Origin of the sequence: Streptomyces lasalocidi, assembly GCF_005280215.1 — a bacterium.
Classification (GTDB): domain Bacteria; phylum Actinomycetota; class Actinomycetes; order Streptomycetales; family Streptomycetaceae; genus Streptomyces; species Streptomyces longwoodensis.
In genome coordinates, this window is the sequence record NZ_SZNQ01000001.1 from 6,576,443 (window position 1) to 6,594,132 (window position 17,690).

Annotated in this window: 17 protein-coding genes; 10 read left to right on the forward strand and 7 right to left on the reverse strand. The window is 74.8% G+C overall.

Annotation, left to right across the window (positions count from 1 at the left end; translation table 11 throughout):
- The first annotated feature begins 18 nt into the window (after positions 1–18).
- Both E4U91_RS29710 and E4U91_RS29715 read left to right on the forward strand, forming a co-directional pair.
- On the forward strand, positions 19–1,638 hold the full coding sequence (locus E4U91_RS29710; protein WP_137309651.1) for an ABC-F family ATP-binding cassette domain-containing protein: 1,620 nt from the start codon (positions 19–21) through the stop codon (positions 1,636–1,638).
- 130 nt (positions 1,639–1,768) lie between these two features.
- Positions 1,769–2,104 carry a DUF6158 family protein gene (locus E4U91_RS29715; RefSeq protein WP_241678738.1) on the forward strand — a complete coding sequence of 112 codons (336 nt, stop codon included), beginning with the start codon at positions 1,769–1,771 and terminating at the stop codon, positions 2,102–2,104.
- A gap of 212 nt (positions 2,105–2,316) precedes the next feature.
- Here the strand turns inward: E4U91_RS29715 and E4U91_RS29720 are convergent, their stop codons facing one another.
- Both E4U91_RS29720 and E4U91_RS29725 read right to left on the reverse strand, forming a co-directional pair.
- Positions 2,317–2,859 carry a type 1 glutamine amidotransferase domain-containing protein gene (locus E4U91_RS29720; protein WP_137309652.1) on the reverse strand — a complete coding sequence of 181 codons (543 nt, stop codon included), beginning with the start codon at positions 2,857–2,859 and terminating at the stop codon, positions 2,317–2,319.
- Between the two features lie 67 nt (positions 2,860–2,926).
- Entirely contained in the window at positions 2,927–3,301 is a 375-nt protein-coding gene (locus E4U91_RS29725) for a DUF2795 domain-containing protein (protein ID WP_137309653.1), read from the reverse strand.
- A 169-nt stretch (positions 3,302–3,470) separates the two neighbouring features.
- Between E4U91_RS29725 and E4U91_RS38225 the strand changes: the two genes are divergently transcribed.
- Both E4U91_RS38225 and E4U91_RS29730 read left to right on the forward strand, forming a co-directional pair.
- Positions 3,471–3,626, forward strand: coding sequence for a hypothetical protein (locus E4U91_RS38225; protein ID WP_168218031.1), 156 nt, complete (start codon positions 3,471–3,473; stop codon positions 3,624–3,626).
- Positions 3,627–3,689: 63 nt separating this feature from the next.
- Positions 3,690–4,553, forward strand: coding sequence for a hypothetical protein (locus E4U91_RS29730; RefSeq protein WP_137309654.1), 864 nt, complete (start codon positions 3,690–3,692; stop codon positions 4,551–4,553).
- Positions 4,554–4,610: 57 nt separating this feature from the next.
- Here the strand turns inward: E4U91_RS29730 and E4U91_RS29735 are convergent, their stop codons facing one another.
- Complete coding sequence (locus tag E4U91_RS29735; RefSeq protein ID WP_137309655.1) at positions 4,611–6,404, reverse strand: thiamine pyrophosphate-requiring protein; 1,794 nt, start codon at positions 6,402–6,404, stop codon at positions 4,611–4,613.
- A gap of 492 nt (positions 6,405–6,896) precedes the next feature.
- Here E4U91_RS29735 and E4U91_RS29740 point away from each other — a divergent pair, with 492 nt between their 5' ends.
- From E4U91_RS29740 to E4U91_RS29750, 3 genes are all read left to right on the forward strand, one after another.
- Complete coding sequence (locus E4U91_RS29740) at positions 6,897–7,940, forward strand: hypothetical protein (protein ID WP_137309656.1); 1,044 nt, start codon at positions 6,897–6,899, stop codon at positions 7,938–7,940.
- Positions 7,941–8,093: 153 nt separating this feature from the next.
- Entirely contained in the window at positions 8,094–9,341 is a 1,248-nt protein-coding gene (locus E4U91_RS29745) for an aminotransferase class I/II-fold pyridoxal phosphate-dependent enzyme (RefSeq protein WP_137309657.1), read from the forward strand.
- Positions 9,338–10,549: an MBL fold metallo-hydrolase gene (locus E4U91_RS29750; protein ID WP_137309658.1), complete on the forward strand. Its 1,212-nt coding sequence runs from the start codon at positions 9,338–9,340 to the stop codon at positions 10,547–10,549. The genes E4U91_RS29745 and E4U91_RS29750 overlap by 4 nt, the downstream gene beginning before the upstream one ends.
- Positions 10,550–10,643: 94 nt before the next feature.
- On the opposite strand, the gene E4U91_RS29755 is transcribed toward E4U91_RS29750, so the two are convergent.
- On the reverse strand, positions 10,644–11,279 hold the full coding sequence (locus E4U91_RS29755) for a DedA family protein (protein ID WP_137309659.1): 636 nt from the start codon (positions 11,277–11,279) through the stop codon (positions 10,644–10,646).
- Complete coding sequence (locus tag E4U91_RS29760; protein ID WP_137309660.1) at positions 11,276–12,049, reverse strand: MBL fold metallo-hydrolase; 774 nt, start codon at positions 12,047–12,049, stop codon at positions 11,276–11,278. Before E4U91_RS29760 ends, E4U91_RS29755 begins: the two co-directional genes overlap by 4 nt.
- An 83-nt stretch (positions 12,050–12,132) precedes the next feature.
- Between E4U91_RS29760 and E4U91_RS29765 the strand changes: the two genes are divergently transcribed.
- From E4U91_RS29765 to E4U91_RS29775, 3 genes are all read left to right on the forward strand, one after another.
- A complete protein-coding gene (locus E4U91_RS29765; protein ID WP_137309661.1) occupies positions 12,133–12,534 on the forward strand; it encodes a hypothetical protein in 402 nt (133 codons plus the stop codon).
- Between the two features lie 205 nt (positions 12,535–12,739).
- Positions 12,740–14,851 (forward strand): phage holin family protein, encoded by a 2,112-nt coding sequence (locus E4U91_RS29770; RefSeq protein WP_137309662.1) that lies wholly within the window; start codon positions 12,740–12,742, stop codon positions 14,849–14,851.
- 428 nt (positions 14,852–15,279) lie between these two features.
- Positions 15,280–15,708, forward strand: a complete 429-nt coding sequence (locus E4U91_RS29775; protein ID WP_137309663.1) for an OsmC family protein — start codon at positions 15,280–15,282, stop codon at positions 15,706–15,708.
- Between the two features lie 117 nt (positions 15,709–15,825).
- Here E4U91_RS29775 and E4U91_RS29780 read toward each other — a convergent pair whose 3' ends face one another.
- Complete coding sequence (locus E4U91_RS29780) at positions 15,826–17,037, reverse strand: SGNH/GDSL hydrolase family protein (RefSeq protein ID WP_137309664.1); 1,212 nt, start codon at positions 17,035–17,037, stop codon at positions 15,826–15,828.
- A 70-nt stretch (positions 17,038–17,107) separates the two neighbouring features.
- Complete coding sequence (locus tag E4U91_RS29785) at positions 17,108–17,686, reverse strand: TetR/AcrR family transcriptional regulator (RefSeq protein ID WP_137309665.1); 579 nt, start codon at positions 17,684–17,686, stop codon at positions 17,108–17,110.
- Between the last annotated feature and the right edge of the window lie 4 nt (positions 17,687–17,690).

Consider the following 17,690-nt stretch of genomic DNA (forward strand, 5'->3'; position numbering starts at 1 on the left):
CCACGCAGAATCCTCCCCATGGGACACCTGGAAGCCGCGCACCTCGAGTACTACCTCCCCGACGGGAGGGCGTTGCTCGGCGACGTCTCCTTCCGGGTGGGCGAGGGGGCCGTTGTGGCCCTCGTCGGACCCAACGGCGCGGGCAAGACGACCCTGCTGCGGCTGATCTCCGGCGAGCTCAAGCCGCACGGCGGCACCGTCACCGTCAGCGGCGGCCTCGGCGTGATGCGCCAGTTCGTGGGCTCCGTCCGCGACGAGACCACCGTGCGCGACCTGCTGGTGTCCGTCGCCCCGCCCCGCGTCCGCGAGGCGGCCGAGGCCGTCGACGAGGCTGAGCACGCCGTGATGACGGTCGACGACGAGGCCGCCCAGATGCGCTACGCCCAGGCCCTCGCCGACTGGGCGGAGGCCCGCGGCTACGAGGCCGAGACCCTGTGGGACATGTGCACCACGGCCGCCCTGGGCGTCCCCTACGAGCAGGCCCAGTGGCGGCTGGTGCGCACCCTGTCCGGCGGCGAGCAGAAGCGGCTGGTGCTGGAGGCGCTGCTGCGCGGCACCGACGAGGTCCTGCTGCTCGACGAGCCCGACAACTACCTCGACGTGCCCGGCAAGCGCTGGCTGGAGGAGCGGCTGAAGGAGACCCGCAAGACGGTCCTGTTCGTCTCCCACGACCGTGAACTGCTCGCCCGCGCCGCCGAAAAGATCGTCTCGGTGGAGCCGGGCCCGGCCGGCGCCGACGCCTGGGTGCACGGCGGGGGCTTCGCCACCTACCACGAGGCCCGGCGCGAACGCTTCGCCCGCTTCGAGGAGCTGCGCCGCCGCTGGGACGAGAAGCACGCCCAGCTGAAGAAGCTGGTGCTGAGCCTGCGCCAGGCCGCGAGCATCAGCCACGAGCTGGCCTCCCGCTACCAGGCCGCCCAGACCCGGCTGCGCAAGTTCGAGGAGGCCGGGCCGCCGCCCGAGCCGCCGCGTGAGCAGGACATCACCATGCGCCTCAAGGGCGGCCGCACCGGCGTGCGGGCCGTCACCTGCGAGCAGCTGGAGCTCACCGGCCTGATGACCCCCTTCGACCTGGAGGTCTTCTACGGCGAGCGGGTCGCCGTGCTGGGCTCCAACGGTTCCGGCAAGTCGCACTTCCTGCGGCTGCTCGCCGGTGAGGACGTTGCCCACACCGGCCGGTGGAAGCTCGGCGCGCGGGTCGTGCCGGGTCACTTCGCGCAGACCCACGCGCACCCCGAGCTCAGCGGCCGCAGCCTGCTCGACATCCTGTGGGAGGACCACTCCCAGGACCGGGGCGCCGCCATGTCCCGGCTGCGCCGCTACGAGCTGACCCAGCAGGCCGAGCAGGGCTTCGACCGCCTCTCCGGCGGACAGCAGGCCCGCTTCCAGATCCTGCTGCTGGAGCTCCAGGGCGTCACGGCCCTGTTGCTCGACGAGCCCACCGACAACCTCGACCTGGAGTCGGCCGAGGCGCTCCAGGAGGGCCTGGAGGCGTTCGAGGGCACGGTCCTCGCGGTCACCCACGACCGCTGGTTCGCCCGCTCCTTCGACCGCTTCCTGGTCTTCGGCAGCGACGGCCGGGTCCGCGAGACGGCCGAACCGGTGTGGGACGAGCGGCGGGTGGAGCGGGCGCGGTAGCCGCCGGTCCCCTACCCGGAGGCCGAGGGAGCGGAGTCTTCGTACAGTGGGTGCAGGAAGGCCGGCTCCACGGTTCCTGCACGGGTTCCCGTTCGAGGGTGGCCGTGAACCGGGCGGGTACCCGGACCGCATGGACGAACACGACGAGCGGGGCACCACGATGACCGGAGTCGACCCGGACCGGCTGGACGACCAGCAGCTCATGAAGGAGCTGGAGACGATCCACCGCACCCGTCACGACACCCTGCTGTACGGCTCGAACGACGCGCTCAAGGCCCACAACGACCGCATGGCCGTCCTGGAGGGCGAGTACCTGCGGCGCAACCCGCGCCGCTTCGTGGCCCCCGGCCGCACCCGCGAGGGCGCCCGCGAGCGCACCGCCGACAGCGGGCCCCAGGGGCAGGAGGGCGCGCCGGTGGGCAAGTGGGGTCCGGGCGGCGCGGGCGGCGGCACCGGCCGACGCTGACCGCCGTCCGGAGCCACCGCCGCCTGGAGCCACACAGCGCGTACGGCCCCCGCGACGCGCACGGCCCGCCTCGGCGTGCGTACGGGCCAGCCCGTGCAAAGTCCCCGGAACGCGTACGGCCCCCCGAGCCCCGCATGGGGGCCGTACGGGAGCCGTGGGGTCGGCCGCTCCCGTGAGGTCGGCCCGGCCGCTTGCCGTCCTCAGCCGGTTCCTCAGCCGGCCTCGGCCGCGAACACCTCGAGGTAGGTCTCGCAGAACGCCTTGAGGTCGTCCGGCTTGCGGCTGGTGACCAGCTTGTTGGTGCCGTGGTCGCAGACCTTCACCTGCTCGTCGACCCAGGTGGCGCCCGCGTTGCGCAGGTCGGTCTGCAGGCTGGGCCAGGAGGTGAGGACCCGGCCGCGTACGACGTCGGCCTCGATGAGCGTCCACGGGGCGTGGCAGATCGCGGCGACCGGCCGGCCCGCCTCGAAGAAGCCCCGCACGAACGCCACGGCCTTGTCGTCGGTGCGCAGGAAGTCGGGGTTGGCGACGCCGCCCGGCAGGACGAGCCCGTCGAAGGCGTCCACGGTCGCTTCGCCGACCACCTCGTCCACGGGGAAGGTGTCGGCCTTGTCCAGGTGGTTGAACGCCTGGACCTCGCCCGCGTCCGTCGACACGAGCACGGGTTCGTGACCCGCGTCCTTCGCTGCCTGCCAGGGCTCGGTCAGCTCGACCTGCTCGACTCCCTCGGGTGCGGTGAGAAACGCGATACGCATGTTCAGTCCTTTGCACGCTCGGTCGGTTCGTACCTGCGGTGGGTCTCTGGACGGTGGGTCCCGTGATTCAGTCGCGCTCGCCCACGAGCGCCTCGGCCAGGTCCTGGACGCCCTGCCAGGTCTTCTTCGGCGGCAGCTCCGCCACCGCCTCGATCAGGGCGTCGGGGGCGTGGTGCCGGCGCAGGGCGCTGACCACGGCCTTGCCGGTGGCCGGGAAGTCGCCGCGGGTCAGGGTCCGGGCCAGCTCCAGCCGGACCGTCTCGAGCGATGCGGCCCCGGGCGCCGGCCCGCCGCCCCACACCTGCGGGTCGTCGTCGGCCCCGGGCTCGGGGTCGTGCCACTCCTCGGACCGGGTGGGGTGCCCCGACCGCAGCAGACCCTGCAGTTCGTGCTTCATCTCGTCGTCCCGGTGGACGCTCAGCCGGTCACTGCCTCGCTGCATGTCTCCCTCCAGAGCTTCGGGAGTCCCCCGCGTACCCGAGCAGCGGCGGCCGACACCGGTCATCCCGAACGAAGCACGGCTCCCGGCGCCGCGCCCCCGGGTTTGCCCCGCGGCCCCCCGGGGACCCGGACCTCACCCCCCCACATGGACTGCTGGGGAAGGACATGTCATGGCGCTGCTCGCCGCGCTCGTCCCGGTCGTGATGCTCGCCGTCGTACTGGCCCTGGGCCGCTACGAGGACGCCCTCCTGCCGACACCGGACACCGAACGGGAACGGGCAGGTGTCACGCGGCCGCCGGCGAAGGGGTCGAAACCGGCTGCTTGAGCAGGCGCCAACGGACCTGACCGCTGGGGGCTCTTGCGCGCAGGGCTGTTGTAAGTTCCTGCCATGAAGCAGGGTAGTAAAGACGTCGAGAACCCCGAGTCGCGTTTCTTCACGGTGCTGTTGGCGGCGGCGAGACTCCCGGGGGTGCGGGTCCAGCGGGAGGCGTACCTGCGCAGCGCGCTGGCCCGTCACTGCTCCGAGGACGAGGTCCGGCGAGCGGTGGAGACGACTCCGGCTGCGGCGGGCATCACCGTCGAGGTCCTGGACAAGGTCGCCAACGACTCCATCCGCTACGAGACGGCCAAGGTCAGCGCCCTTTCCGCCGCGGCCGGCATACCCGGCATCCTCGCCCTTCCCGCCACGGTGCCCGCCGACCTCGCGCAGTACGTCGGCCACATGCTGCGCATCGCGCAGAAGCTGGCCTACCTCTACAGCTGGCCCGAGCTGTTCTCCGGCGAGGGCGAGGACGTGGACGACGCGACCAAGGGGGTCCTCACGCTGTTCTTCGGCGTGATGTTCGGCGTCCAGTCGGCCAACGCTGCTGTGGGCAAGGTCGCCGGGATGATGGCCGAGCAGGTCGCCAAGAAGCTGCCGCAGAGGGCGCTCACGCACGGGGTCGTCTATCCCCTCGTGAAGAGGGTCGCCGGCTACCTCGGGGTCAGGATGACGACGCAGTCCTTCGCGACCACCGTCTCGAAGGCCATCCCGCTCCTGGGGGCCGCTGTGTCGGGCGGGCTGACCTTCGCGACCTACCTCCCGATGGCCAAGAGGCTCAAGAAGCACCTCGCCGGCCTGCCCCTGGCGGACCCGTCGCACCACCGGGTGGCGGACGAGGACGTCGTGGACGGCGAGGTCGTGGAGGACCACGAGATCCTCGTCAGGCCGCATGCCGAACAGCTGGGCCCGGACCCGGCGGCCCCACGCTGAGAAGAGCCGGGCGGCTGTCGTCGCCCGGCTCCTTCCTGTTCCGACGTCCTCCCGGGCCTACTTGTCCTGGCCCGGCAGGAACTCCTGGATCTTCGCCTTGATGCCCTGCTTCATCACGTGGGCGCTCTCCGGGTCGCCCTTGAGGATCGCCTCGGCCGTCGACTCCATCTGGTCCCAGGAGGCGTGCGGCGGGATCGGGGGGACCGACGGGTCGGTGAGGAACTCCAGGACCACCGGGCCGTTCGCCGCCAGTGCCGAGCGCCAGCCGGCCTCGACGTCCTCCGGCTTCTCGACCCGGATGCCCGTCAGGCCGAGCGAGCGGGCGAACTCGGCGTAGCGCACGTCGGGGAGTTCCTGCGACGGCAGGAACGACGGGGAGCCGCCCATTGCGCGCAGCTCCCACGTCACCTGGTTGAGGTCGCGGTTGTTCCAGACGGCTACGACCAGGCGCGGGTCCTCCCAGCGGTCGGCGTACTTCGCCGCCGTGATCATCTCCGCGAGCCCGTTCATCTGCATCGCCCCGTCGCCGACCAGCGCGATCACCGGCCGGTCCGGGTGCGCGAACTTCGCGCCGATGGCGTACGGCACGCCGCAGCCCATCGTCGCCAGCGTCCCGGACAGCGAACCGCGCATGCCGGGCTTGAACGTCAGGTGCCGGGCGTACCAGTTGGCCACCGAGCCCGAGTCCGACGTGACGATCGCGTCGGCCGGCAGCAGCGGGTCCAGGGCGCGGGCCACGTATTCCGGGTTGATCGGGTCGGCCGACACGTTCGCCCGCCGGTCCATCACGTCGCGCCAGCGGCTGACGTTGTCGCACACCGTCTCGTACCACTCGCGCCCGCGCTCCTCGGCCCGGATCTTCGGGATCAGCCGGCGCAGGGTCTCCTTGGCGTCGCCGACGAGGTTCACCTCGTACGGGTACCGCATCCCGACCATGTGCGGGTCGATGTCGATCTGCACGCCCCGCGCCTTGCCGAACTCCGGCAGGAACTGCGAGTACGGGAACGACGACCCGATCGTCAGCAGGGTGTCGCAGTCGCGCATCAACTCGTACGACGGGCGCGTGCCCAGCAGCCCGATCGACCCGGTGACGTACGGCAGTTCGTCGCTCAGCACGTCCTTGCCGAGCAGCGCCTTGGCCACCCCGGCGCCCAGCATCTCGGCGAGCGTCTCGACCTCCTCGCGGGCCCCGGCCGCACCCTGCCCGACCAGGATCGCCACCTTGTCACCGGAGTTGAGGACCTCGGCCGCCCGCTCCACCGACTCCTGCGACGGCACCGCCGTGTACTCCTCGGTGCCCAGGCTGGAGGGCACCATCTTGAACGCGTGCGTGGGCGGCGAGTAGTCCAGCTCCTGCACGTCGCCCGGGACGATGATCGCGGTCGGGCAACGGCGCGCGTACGCCGTGCGGATCGCCCGGTCCAGCACGTTCGGCAACTGCTCCGGGACGGTCACCGTCTCCACGAACTCCGAGGCCACGTCCTTGAACAGGCTGTGCAGGTCGACCTCCTGCTGGTACGACCCGCCCATCGCCGTGCGGTGCGTCTGTCCCACGATCGCCAGCACCGGCACGTGGTCCAGCTTCGCGTCGTACAGGCCGTTCAGGAGGTGGATGGCGCCAGGGCCCGAGGTCGCCACGCACACGCCGAGCCGGCCGCTGAACTTCGCGTAGCCGACGGCCTGGAACGCGGCCATCTCCTCGTGCCGGGCCTGCACGAAGCGCGGCTGGTCCTCCGCCCGGCCCCACGCGGCGAGCAGGCCGTTGATACCGTCGCCGGGGTAGCCGAAGACCTGGTCCACCCCCCACTCGCGCAGCCGCTGGAGGATGTGGTCGGCGACCTTCGTGCTCATGTGTGGCCTCCCGGTGGTGGAGAACGTTGGGGGTACGGCTGCAGGGCGTGGCGGAGTGCGCGACCCGCCCTTCACGTGTCACCCCGCAGCCCCCCGCGAAAACCTGCCCGGTGCCTGGGCACCGGGACCAGGGGGACGCGGAGGCCAGTGCTCCGGACCGGAGGCACGTCCGTGGAGACCGCCCGCGCGGCCCGACGGCCACCTCCGCACCCGGCCGCTCCCCGCTCCCCACGGTGACCGTCGGACCCGGAGCACGCCCCAGGGAGTTGCGACGCACGCTGCGAGACGGAGCGAGCCCGAGCGCGCGACCAGACCGTGCGGGGCACCACCTAGCGCCGTACGGCGTACGGGCGGGCGGCCGGTCGTCACCCGGACGGGCGGCCCGGTGCCGCCAATGGGGGGCCGTCGCGCGCGTGGCTCCACGCGCCGGGCTGTGATGGGCCCTGGGGCACCACTCCCCGTCCCGCAGCCGTCGGCCGAAGGAGCCGTCCCATGGTGCGCACCGCACATGTCCTGTCCGTTGCCGCGCTGACCGGCGCCGTCCTCGTGACCGGTCCCGCCGCGCGGGCGGATCCGGCGGCGGAGGTCGGCCCGGCGAGCGTCGACGCGGGCGGCACCGTGACCGTCTCGGTCACCTGCGACCCCCTGGGCGCCCCGGCCCCCGAGACCCTGGACGCCACGTCGGACGCGTTCGCCGACGGCACCGCGCACCTGCGCAAGGTGACCGGGAGCGGCGACGAGCTGTCCGGGCCCGCCTACCGCGGCACGGCACGCGTCGCCGCCCCGGCCGGGGACCTCGACGAACCGGGGGACGACGCGGGGGACGCGGACGACCCGGGGGGCGCGGCCGCCGACGACCCGGCTGAGGACGCCGACGCCGATGCCGGCGACGGCGCCGACGCGGACGACGCCTGGAGCGTCGACGGCACCTGCCCGGCACCGCCCGGCGGGCAGCCGAGCCCTTGGAGCGCCCCGCTGCACGTCGCCAGGTCCGGCCCGGGCGCCACGACCCCGTGCGCCCACCCGGGCGGCGGCACCGGACAGTCCTGCGGCGGGGTCACCCCGACCACCCGGCCCGTCCCTCCCGCCCCGCACCCCGTGCCCACCCCCTGCGACCGCCCGGCCGACCCCTTGAAGCCCGGGACGGCCACGGAGCCGGGAGCGTCGGCCAAGGACCCGGGAGCCGCGGCCAAGGAGCCGAGAGACAGCGCACAGGACCCCGCGGAGCCCTTCGACACCCTGCACCCCGCCGAGCCTCCCGAGCCGGTCGCGCCCGTCGAGCCCCCTGAGCCCCCCGAGCCCGCCAAGCCGGGCCACCAGGCCGAGCCGGTCACGCCGGTCGACCCCGACGCACCCGGGACCCGCTGGGACGGCCCCTGCGGCGACGCCCCCGTCCAGCACGGCGTACGCGCCGGACAGGGCGGCACGTTCACCGACTCCGTGCCCGCCCTGGCCGCCGGCGGTCTGCTGATCGCCGGTGCCCTGGGCGCCGCCGTCCACCGGCTGCGGCGGCGCGGCGGCACCGGCCGGACGTGATCGCGTCAGCGGCCATGGACAGCGGCCGCGCGGGGTACTCACAGAGCGGGGGCACGACGCGCCCCGCAGGAGGCACCGGATACCACGGACCCCGTGCGCCACGGGCGGCGGCGGCACACCGGAGCACCACGGACGGACTGCGCGGAGGACCCGATGCGGCGGACGGAAGCGGAAGGGCACGGCCCCGTCCGCTATGGGCCGCCACTGCCCGCCGACGGCCTCCCGGTGCTCCCCGGACTCGCCGACGTGCTCGCGCGCGCCGCGCACCGCGCCGACGCGGAGCCGGTCGGCGGGGGACCGGCCCTGCTGGAGGCCGCCCGCGGCTACGGGGAGCGGCGCGGTCTGCCCGCCGGCGCCGACCGGATCGTCGCGGGGCCGGGCGCCCCGGCCCTGCTGCTCGCGCTCACCGCCGTGCTTGGCGGCGACGTACTGGTGCCGCGTCCGTGCGCCGCCTGGTGGACGCCGTACGCGCGTGCGCTGGGCCGGCCCGTCTTCCACGTGGCCACTCCCGCCGAGTGCGGCGGCGTGCCCGACCCGTACGCCCTGCTGGAGACCGTGCGCCGGGTGCGCGACGAGGGCGGCGACCCGCGGCTGCTGGTGCTGTCGGTCGCCGACGACCCCACCGCCACCGTCGCCCCGCCCGACGTGCTGCACGAGGCCGTCGAGGCGGCGGCCGGCGCGGGACTGCACCTCGTGAGCGACGAGACCTGGCGCGACACCCTGCACGACGTCCACGACACCGTGCCGGTGAGCCCCGCCGAGATGCTGCCCGAGCACGTCACCGTGGTCACCGACCTGGCCGGCGCGCTGCTGCCGCCCGGCTGGCCCGCCGCCGTCGCCCGCTTCCCCGCGGGCCCGGCCGGTGACGGCCTCCACGCGCGCGTGCTGGACGTCCTCACCGCGCTCGGCGCGCGCGTCGCGGCCCCCGTCGCCGCGGCCGCCGCCTACGCGCTGGGGGAGCCCGAGCCCGTCACCGCGCGCGTGGCCGCCGCCGTACGCCTGCACGCGCGCGTGGCCGAGGCCGTGCACGCCGCCGTCGTGGGCGCCGGCGCGCTGGCCCTGCCGCCGCGCGCCGGCCGCCACCTGTACGTCGACCTCGCGCCGCTGCGTTCCGCGCTGTCCGCGCGGGGCGTGGGCGACGCCCAGGACCTGGAGGACCTCCTCGGCGCCCGGCTCGGCATGCCCGCGCCGGGCGGCCACCGCTTCGGGGACGACCTCGGCGCGCTGCGCGTACGGCTGTCCACCGGCCCGCTGCTGGGCACCACGGACACCGAGCGCACGGAATGCCTCACGTCCCCCGCACCGTTGGAACTGCCACACGTGCACCGCGCGTTGATCCACCTGAGGTCGGTCTTCGACGATCTCCGCGACGACGCTCAGCGATGGGAGCCCTCTCGATGACGCAGCAGTCCGGGACGACCACCACCCCGTCAACGACGACGACGGCGACGGTCACCCCCACGCCGACCACGTCACCGTCCGCCCCCACGCCCGTCACGGGAACTGCCCCCGACCCCCCCGTCCCCCCAGACACCCCCCTCGACACGCGACTCGACCCCATGGCCCCCCTCGACGCCCTGGACACCCCCGGCACCGACACTCCGCCCCCCGCCGCCGCCGAGCCCGTCGCGCAGCCCTTCCCGCCGCTCGCCGAGCCCCGCCCGCTGGGCGAGCGACGGGTGTGGCCGCGCACCTTCCACGACCGGCTGACCGCCCCGCTGCCCGGCCTCAAGGCCATCGCCCGGTTCGCCCGCGAGGGTTCCGTTCGCCCCGGCAAGGACGGCCTGGCCGACATCCCCCGGCTGCCGTACGAACCCGCGCCGCTGCCCCGCGTCGACGCCCGTACGGTCGCCGTCACCTGGGCCGGGCACGCCAGTTGGGTGGTGCGCGTGGGCGGCCTGACCGTGCTGACCGACCCCGTGTGGTCGCGCCGCATCCTCGGCACGCCCGCGCGCATCACGCCCGTCGGCGTGCCCTGGGAGTCGCTGCCGCCCGTGGACGCGGTCGTCATCAGCCACAACCACTACGACCACCTGGACGCCCCCACGCTGCGCCGACTCCCGCGCGACACCCCGGTGTTCGTGCCGGCCGGGCTCGGCGGCTGGTTCCAGCGCCGCCGGTTCAGCCGCGTCACCGAGCTGGACTGGTGGGAGGCGGCCGAACTGTCCGGCGTCCGCTTCGACTTCGTGCCGGCCCACCACTGGTCCAAGCGCAGCCTCACCGACACCTGCCGCAGCCTGTGGGGCGGCTGGGTGCTCACCGCACCGGACGGACAGCGCGTGTACTTCGCGGGTGACACGGGCTACGGCCACTGGTTCTCCCGCATCGGCCGCCGCTACCCCGGCATCGACCTGGCGCTGCTGCCCATCGGCGCCTACGACCCCCGCTGGTGGCTCAGCGACGTCCACTGCGACCCCGAGGAGGCGGTCCGCGCGGCCCAGGACCTCGGCGCCCGCCGGATGGCCCCGATGCACTGGGGCACGTTCGTCCTGTCGGCAGAGCCGGTGTTGGAGCCCCTGACGCGGGTGCGCACGGCCTGGGAGCAGGCGGGCCTGGCCCGCGAGGACCTGTGGGACCTGCCGGTGGGAGGCTCCCGCGTGCTGGGCTGATCCGCGCCCGCCACGGACGCCGCCATGACACCCCGTCGCCGCGTCCCCTGCCACCGCGCTACCCCTTGCCGCCGCGTCACCCCTCGCGGCTGTGCTACCGCGACACCCCCCGCAGCCGTCGGACGACCCCGGGCACCGCGCTGACCAGCACGGTCAGCGCGATCGCCGCCACCACGCCCTCCCACGGCTCGGGGAACAGCGAACCCCCCAGGATGCCGATCACCTGGTACGTCACCGCCCACGCCAGGCACGCGGGAAAGTTCCCCCGCGAGAACCGCCGCAGCGGCCACTGCGCCATCAGACAGGCCAGCATCACGGGTATGCGCCCGGCGGGCACCAGCCGGGACAGCACCAGCACCGCCACCCCGTGCTCGGCCAGCTTCTCCTGTGCCTGCTCCAGCCGGTCCTCGGGCGCGCGGGAACGTATCGCCTCCAGCCAGCGCGAGCCGTTCTTCGACTTCATCCCGCGCCGCCCCAGCCAGTACAGCGTCGCGTCCCCGAGGAACGCCGCGAGCGACGCCGTCACGAACACCAGCGCCAGCGAGAACGGCGCCGTCTGGTGGAACGCCACCACCGCCGCGGAACTCACCAGCGCGCCCGTCGGCACGATCGGCACCAGCGCCCCGAACAGCACCAGCAGGAACAACGAGGGGTAGCCGAGCGCCTGCTGCGTGGACTGGGTCGGCAGGGCCGGCAGGGTCGTCGTCGCGGTGACGGCCAGCCAGTTCACCGGGCGACCTCCAGGCGCACGCTCTCCCCGTGCCCGAGCCGGTGCACGTCGACCTGCGGCGCCAGCGCGGCGGCGTGCCGGACGAAGTCGTCGCCGGGCGCGTGGAACTCGTGGGGGCGCACCCCGTCCAGGCCGATCGGCCAGTACGTGCCGTAGTGCACCGGCACGGCGCTGCGCGGCGCCAGCCGGGCGAGCGCCTGGGCCGCGCGCTCGGCGTCGAGGTGCCCCTCGCCGAGGTGCGGGCCCCAGCCGCCCACCGGCAGCAGCGCCACGTCGACCGGCCCGACCTCCTCTGCCATGGCGTCGAACAGGCCGGTGTCCCCGGCGAAGTAGGTGCGGGCCTCGCCCTCCAGGACGTAGCCGAGCGCGGGGGAGCGGTGCGGTCCGAACGGCAGCCGGCGCCCGTCGTGCCGGGCGGACACCACGCGGACCCGCAGGTCGCCGACGGACGTCTCGTCACCCGGGACCACCTCGGCCAGGTCGAGGTGAGTGAGGCGCCGCAGCGCGGGGACGGCGCGCGGCGCGCCTCGGGGCACCAGCACGCGGGTGCCGGGCGCGAGGCGCGCCAGCGAGGGCACGTGGAGGTGGTCGGCGTGCAGGTGGGAGACGAGCGTCAGGTCCGCCCGCCAGGCGACGGGCGGGGGCAGCGCTCCCCGGCGGCGGCGCAGGTGGGCGAGGCGGCGGGCGAACAAGGGATCGGTCAGCACACGTATGTTCGAGTCCTCCACCGTGGAGGTGGCGTGCCCCCACCAGGTGATCTCCACCGGCACCTCTTTGCCTCCTTCGCGCGACTCCCCGAAGCCTACGGGCAGGAGTAGGGTCGCTGGCGAAACCCGGAGGTGAGGGGGACGCCATGGGACCGGTCCGCGTCACGGCGATCGCGAGTCTGACGCCGCTGCAGGAGCTGGACGCCGATCCCTTCCTGGTGGACTCCCGCACCCAGCACGCGATGTGCGCGCGGTGGGCGCAGGAGCGGGGCTACGTCGTCGCGCGGGAGCTGGTGGTGTGCGCGCTGCGGCCGGACCACTGCGTGCTCTGGGACGGCGTGCGGCCCGGGGTCGACCTGTTCGTCGCGCCCAGCCGGCGGGTGCTGGAGAGCGCGCTGTCGTCGGTGGACGACTTCACGGCCGAGTGCACCCGGCGGGGCGTGCGGGTGGAGACCGTGGGCGGCGCGGAACCGGCGTACGACGCGCAGATGAAGGCCCGGGTGCACCGCAGGCTGTCGATGCCGACGGCCGGCTACGACGGCCGTTGAGCCCGCGCCGACACCGCGGGACCCGGGAGTCGAGGAGGCGCAGCGTGCCGATGCCCGGCCGCGACGGCCGCTGACGGCACGCCGGCGTCGTGGGAACCCGGGGTCCCGGGAGGGCCGCAGTGCCCGCCGGCCGGTGTGACAGTCTGGGGGTGGTGAACAGGGCCCCCTCGACAGGCGGGCCGGGGACGTGCGAGGTGGGCAGGGCGTGCTTGGAGGGCGGTGGCGGCGGGCCGTGTCCCAGATCGGACGGAGCGCCGCGGTGTGGGGCGTCTCGACGGTCACGATGCTCGTACTGGCGGGCATCCTGCCGGACTTCCGGCTGCAGTCCGCCGACGGCGACAGCGCCACCACCATAGCCGTGACGGCCGCCGTCGCCGCGGGTGTCTTCGGTGTGCTGTCGGCGGTCGTCTGGCCGCTGCTCGTCCGGCTCCTGCTGCTGGTCCCGGCCCTGGTGCTGGGCCTGCTGGTGTTCTTCCTCAACGGCTCCCTGCTGCTGGTCGCGCTGCGCCTGAACCCGTCCGGGCAGAGCGAGGCGGCACCGGAGACCGCCGTCATCGTCGCCGCCGTGATGTCCGCCGTCGCCTCCGCGACCGGCGGTGCGCTGGTCGTGCGCGACGACGACGGCTACCGCCGCCGGCTGTACCGCCTCGCCGACCGCCGCCGGGGCACCGCGCCGGCCTGTCCGCCCACCCACGGCACCCTGTTCCTCCAGCTCGACGGCGTCGGCCACGACGTGCTGCTCACGGCCGTCGGCAAGGGCCTGATGCCCACCGTCGCCCGCTGGCTGGGCCACCCCGACGGGCCCGTGCGGCGGCAGCCCGCCGCCACCCACCGGCTCACGCCCTGGCGCACCGACTGGTCCAGCCAGACCGGCGCCAGCCAGCTCGGCATCCTGCACGGCTCCAACCACGACGTCCCCGCCTTCCGCTGGTACGAGAAGGACCGCGGCGAGGTGATGGTCTGCAACCGGCCGACCGGCGCCGCCGAACTGCAACGCCGCGCCACGGCGCACACGGGCGACGGCGGACTGCTGACCGCCGACGGCGCCAGCCGCGGCAACCTCTTCGGCGGCGGCGCCGACGAGCAGGCCCTCGTGCTGTCCATAGCCATCGGCCGCCGGGGACGCGACACCCGCTCCCGGGCCGGCTACTTCGCCTACTTCTCCGACCCGGCCAACGCCGTGCGCACCGCGCTGTCCTTCGTCGCCGAGGTCGGCCGGGAGATCGGCCAGTCCACCCGGGCCCGCCTGGAGAAGCGCCGCCCGCGCGTCTCCCGCGCCGGCCTCTACCCGTTCGTGCGGGCCTTCGCGACCGTCGTCGAGCGGGACGTCGTGGTGGCCGCCGTCATGGGCGACATGCTCGCCGGCCGCACCGCCGTCTACGCCGACCTGGTCGCCTACGACGAGGTCGCCCACCACTCCGGACCGCTCAGCCGGGACGCCGAAAAGGTCCTCGCCCGCCTCGACCGCTCGCTCGCCCTGATCGAGAAGGTCGCCGAGCACGCCCCCCGGCCGTACCGCGTCGTCGTCCTGTCCGACCACGGGCAGAGCCCCGGCGAGACCTTCCGCGCCCGCTACGGCCTGTCCCTCGGCGACCTGGTGCGGGCCGGCTGCGGACTGCCCGTGCCGCGCCGGGCGGAGCGCACCCGCAGCGGCACCGAGGCCCGCGCCGCCGTCCGCGCCGCCCTGCGCCGGTGGCCGATCAGGGAACGCGAGGAGCGCCACCGGCCCTCCCGCCACTCCGAGCCCGTCGTGCTGGCCTCCGGCAACCTCGGCCTGGTGTCCTTCCCGGACGTGCCGCACCGCATGAGCAAGGAGGAGATCGACGCCCGTCACCCCGCCCTGCTCACCACCCTCGCCCACCACCCCGGCATCGGCTTCCTGCTGGTGCGCAGCGAGGAGCACGGCGGGCTGGTGCTCGGCGCGCACGGCGCGCAGGTCCCGGTGGACGAACTGGAGGACGGACAGGGGCCCCTCGCGTCGTTCGGACCGGGCGCCGCCGACGCGGTGCGCCGCACGCACTCCTTCCCGCACGCCGCCGACATCATGATCAACTCGTTCCACGACCCGGCCGACGGCGAGGTCCTGGCGTTCGAGGAGCAGATCGGCTCCCACGGCGGCCTCGGCGGCGCGCAGGCCCGCCCCTTCCTGCTCTCCCCGCTGGCCCTGTCCGCGCCGGTGGCCGACGGGGAGGACCTGGCCGGGGCCGAGCAGGTCCACCGCGTGCTGCGCCGCTGGCTGCGCGAGTCGAACGGGCCGGAGGTGCCGGTGGAGGCGACCCGGACGGTGGAGGCGGAGCGGGAGGAACACGCGGCCTGACCCGGGCTGCGCCCGCACGTCCCGGAGGGAAGTTCGGCTGCGTCGGCCGGGGCCCGCGCACACACCGGTCCGGAACGCACGTCGCCGAACCCCCGCAAGGAGCTCCTGCGTTGCAGGCCGCCGTCACCGTCACGCCCTCCCGGATGCCCGAACTACTCCTCCGCCTCGCCACCGTGCGGCCCGTGTTCGTGTGCGGCGCCCCCGGGATCGGGAAGTCCTCCCTGGTGCGGGAGTTCGCCGAGTCGCTGGGCCTCGAGCCCGCCGGGGCCGGTGTTCCGGGTCCGGTGAGCCCGGCGGCACGGCCACCGGGACGTTGGCCGGCTGTTCGCCGTACGGGGGCCCGAGTGTGATCGGATGGGGTCCGGGTCCCCACGGCGGGACCCGGAGATCGACCGACGACCGACGATCCAGGGAAAGAAGGAAGAATCGTGGCTACCACGCGCTCCGCACACACCGTCTGGGAAGGCGACCTGCTCGAGGGCAACGGCGTCGTCACCTTCGACTCCTCCGGCGCCATCGGCGAGCAGCCCGTCACCTGGGCCTCCCGCGCCCAGGACGCGAACGGGAAGACCAGCCCCGAGGAGCTGATCGCGGCCGCCCACTCCAGCTGCTTCTCCATGGCGTTCTCCAACATGCTCGCCAAGGCCGGCACCCCGCCCACCCGGCTGGTCACCTCCGCCGACGTGACGTTCCAGCCGGGCGAGGGCATCACCGGCATCCACCTCACCGTCGAGGGCACCGTCCCCGGCATCGACGGCGACACCTTCGCCTCCGTCGCCGAGGAGGCCAAGACGGGCTGCCCGGTCAGCCAGGCCCTGAAGGCCGTGCCGATCACGCTGTCGGCGAAGCTGGCCTGAACCGCGTCGTGGCGGGCCGGCCCCCGGGGGGGGGCCCGCCGCGGGGGAGCCGCCTACCGCCGCGCCGCGCTGCCGGACCGCTCCGACGGCGGGGCCCCCCGCCCGCGGGGGAGCCGCCTAACGCCGCGCCGCGCTGCCGGACCGCTCCGACGGCGGGGCACCCCGCCCGGCGAACGGCCCCTCGGTGAAGACGCGTTGCGCGAAGCGCTCACCGATGCGGCGGTGGGTCTCGGCGTCCGGGTGCAGGTCGTCCGGCAGCGGCAGCTCGGCGGCGTCGGCCTCGCCGTACAGCTCACGCCCGTCGAGGTGGTGCAGGTGCGGGTCCTCGGCCGACCGCTGCGCCACGATCCGGGACAGCTCCTCCCGTACGACGGTCAGCGTCAGCTTCCCGGCGGCGCGCTCGGCCGGGTCCCCGGCGGCCCGGAACCGCAGGCGCCCCTCGGCCAGCGCGGAGAAGTCGTACGCGGTGGGGCCGGGGGTGTCCTCGTGGATCGGGCACAGCAGCGGCGAGACCACCAGCAGCGGGGTGTCCGGGTGGCCGTCGCGCAGGGTGTCGAGGAAGCCGTGCACGGCCGGGCCGAAGGCGCGCAGCCGCATCAGGTCGGTGTTGACCACGTTGATGCCGATCTTGACGCTGATCAGGTCGGCCGGGGTGTCGCGCATCGCCCGCGCGGTGAACGGGTCGAGCAGGGCGCTGCCGGCGAACCCCAGGTTGACCAGCTCCACGCCGCCGAGCCGGGCGGCCAGCGCGGGCCAGGTGGTGCTGGGGCTCGCCGCGTCGGAGCCGTGGCTGATGGAGCTGCCGTGGTGCAGCCACACCGGACGCCCGTCGGCGGGCGCGGGTTCCACGGGCGCGTCGGAGCGCAGCGCGACCAGCCGGGTCATCTCGTTGTGCGGCAGCCAGATCTCCACCGTCTTCTCCTCGGCGGGCAGGCCGGTGAAGCGGGCGGTGCCGACCGGGCCGCGGCGGTACGCGGTGGCCCCGCTGGTCAGGTCCACGGTGAGGGTGTCGCCTCCGGCCACCGTGGCCCGCCCGGCGGGCCGGCCGTCGACCAGCAGGTCGTAGACGCCGTCGGGGCGGGCCGGCGCGCCGTCGTAGGCGCGCTTGACGGGCAGGGTGTCCAGCTCCACCGCGGTGGCCCGGGTGCGGAACACCAGCCGCACGCCGGAGGGCTGTTCCTCGGCCAGTTCGAGCTGCGGGTCCGCGGCCTGTGCGCGGGCCCGTGCGGGCAGCCGGTGGGGCAGCAGGCCGTCCTCGGTGCTTTCCAGGTCGAGGGCGCCGCGCAGCAGGTCGGCGGTGAGGGGAGTGGTGATCCAGTCGGTGGGCATGTCGATTCGATCCGTTGACGAAGGGGGCCCACCGGGGGACGGGCCTCGGGTGGGTGGGGCGTGGGGCCGGCTAGGGGGCCGTGGGCGCCGGCCAGTTGCGCAGCAGCGCGTCGAGCGCGTCCAGGACGCGGGTCCAGGACTGCTGACTGTCGGGGGCGCTGTGGCTGAAGCCGCCGGCCAGTTCCAGGCTGACGTAGCCGTGGAAGACGCTGCCCAGCAGCCGGACCGCGTGGGTCTGGTCCGGCTCGGTCAGGTCGTAGCCGCGCAGCAGCGCGCGGGTCATCTGCGCGTGCCGCACGCCCGCGCTCGCGGCGGCGGTCTCCGGGTCGAGCCGCAGCTGGGCCGCCGCGTACCGGCCGGGGTGCTCCCGGGCGTAGTCCCGGTAGACGTCGGCCAGCGCGGTCAGGGCGTCCTTGCCGGCCCGCCCGGCGAGCGCGTCGGCGGCGCGGTCGGCGAGTTCCTCCAGGGCGAGCAGGGCGATCCGGGTCCGCAGGTCCTGGGAGCTGCGCACGTGCGCGTACAGGCTCGCCGCCTTGACGTCGAACCGCCGGGCGAGCGCGGACACGGTGACCTGGTCGAAGCCGACCTCGTCCGCGAGCTCCGCGCCCGCCCGGGCGAGCCGCTCCGGGGTGAGTCCGACGCGCGCCATGGGA

Excerpts from the sequence above, each read along its gene's own strand:
- E4U91_RS29740 (WP_137309656.1), top strand. The coding sequence starts at position 6,897 with ATGGTGCGCACCGCACATGTCCTGTCCGTTGCCGCGCTGACCGGCGCC.
- E4U91_RS38225 (WP_168218031.1), top strand. The coding sequence starts at position 3,471 with ATGGCGCTGCTCGCCGCGCTCGTCCCGGTCGTGATGCTCGCCGTCGTA.
- E4U91_RS29745 (WP_137309657.1), top strand. The coding sequence starts at position 8,094 with ATGCGGCGGACGGAAGCGGAAGGGCACGGCCCCGTCCGCTATGGGCCG.
- E4U91_RS29720 (WP_137309652.1), bottom strand. The coding sequence starts at position 2,859 with ATGCGTATCGCGTTTCTCACCGCACCCGAGGGAGTCGAGCAGGTCGAG.
- E4U91_RS29765 (WP_137309661.1), top strand. The coding sequence starts at position 12,133 with ATGGGACCGGTCCGCGTCACGGCGATCGCGAGTCTGACGCCGCTGCAG.
- E4U91_RS29725 (WP_137309653.1), bottom strand. The coding sequence starts at position 3,301 with ATGCAGCGAGGCAGTGACCGGCTGAGCGTCCACCGGGACGACGAGATG.
- E4U91_RS29735 (WP_137309655.1), bottom strand. The coding sequence starts at position 6,404 with ATGAGCACGAAGGTCGCCGACCACATCCTCCAGCGGCTGCGCGAGTGG.
- E4U91_RS29730 (WP_137309654.1), top strand. The coding sequence starts at position 3,690 with ATGAAGCAGGGTAGTAAAGACGTCGAGAACCCCGAGTCGCGTTTCTTC.
- E4U91_RS29785 (WP_137309665.1), bottom strand. The coding sequence starts at position 17,686 with ATGGCGCGCGTCGGACTCACCCCGGAGCGGCTCGCCCGGGCGGGCGCG.
- E4U91_RS29780 (WP_137309664.1), bottom strand. The coding sequence starts at position 17,037 with ATGCCCACCGACTGGATCACCACTCCCCTCACCGCCGACCTGCTGCGC.
- E4U91_RS29710 (WP_137309651.1), top strand. The coding sequence starts at position 19 with ATGGGACACCTGGAAGCCGCGCACCTCGAGTACTACCTCCCCGACGGG.
- E4U91_RS29715 (WP_241678738.1), top strand. The coding sequence starts at position 1,769 with ATGGACGAACACGACGAGCGGGGCACCACGATGACCGGAGTCGACCCG.
- E4U91_RS29750 (WP_137309658.1), top strand. The coding sequence starts at position 9,338 with ATGACGCAGCAGTCCGGGACGACCACCACCCCGTCAACGACGACGACG.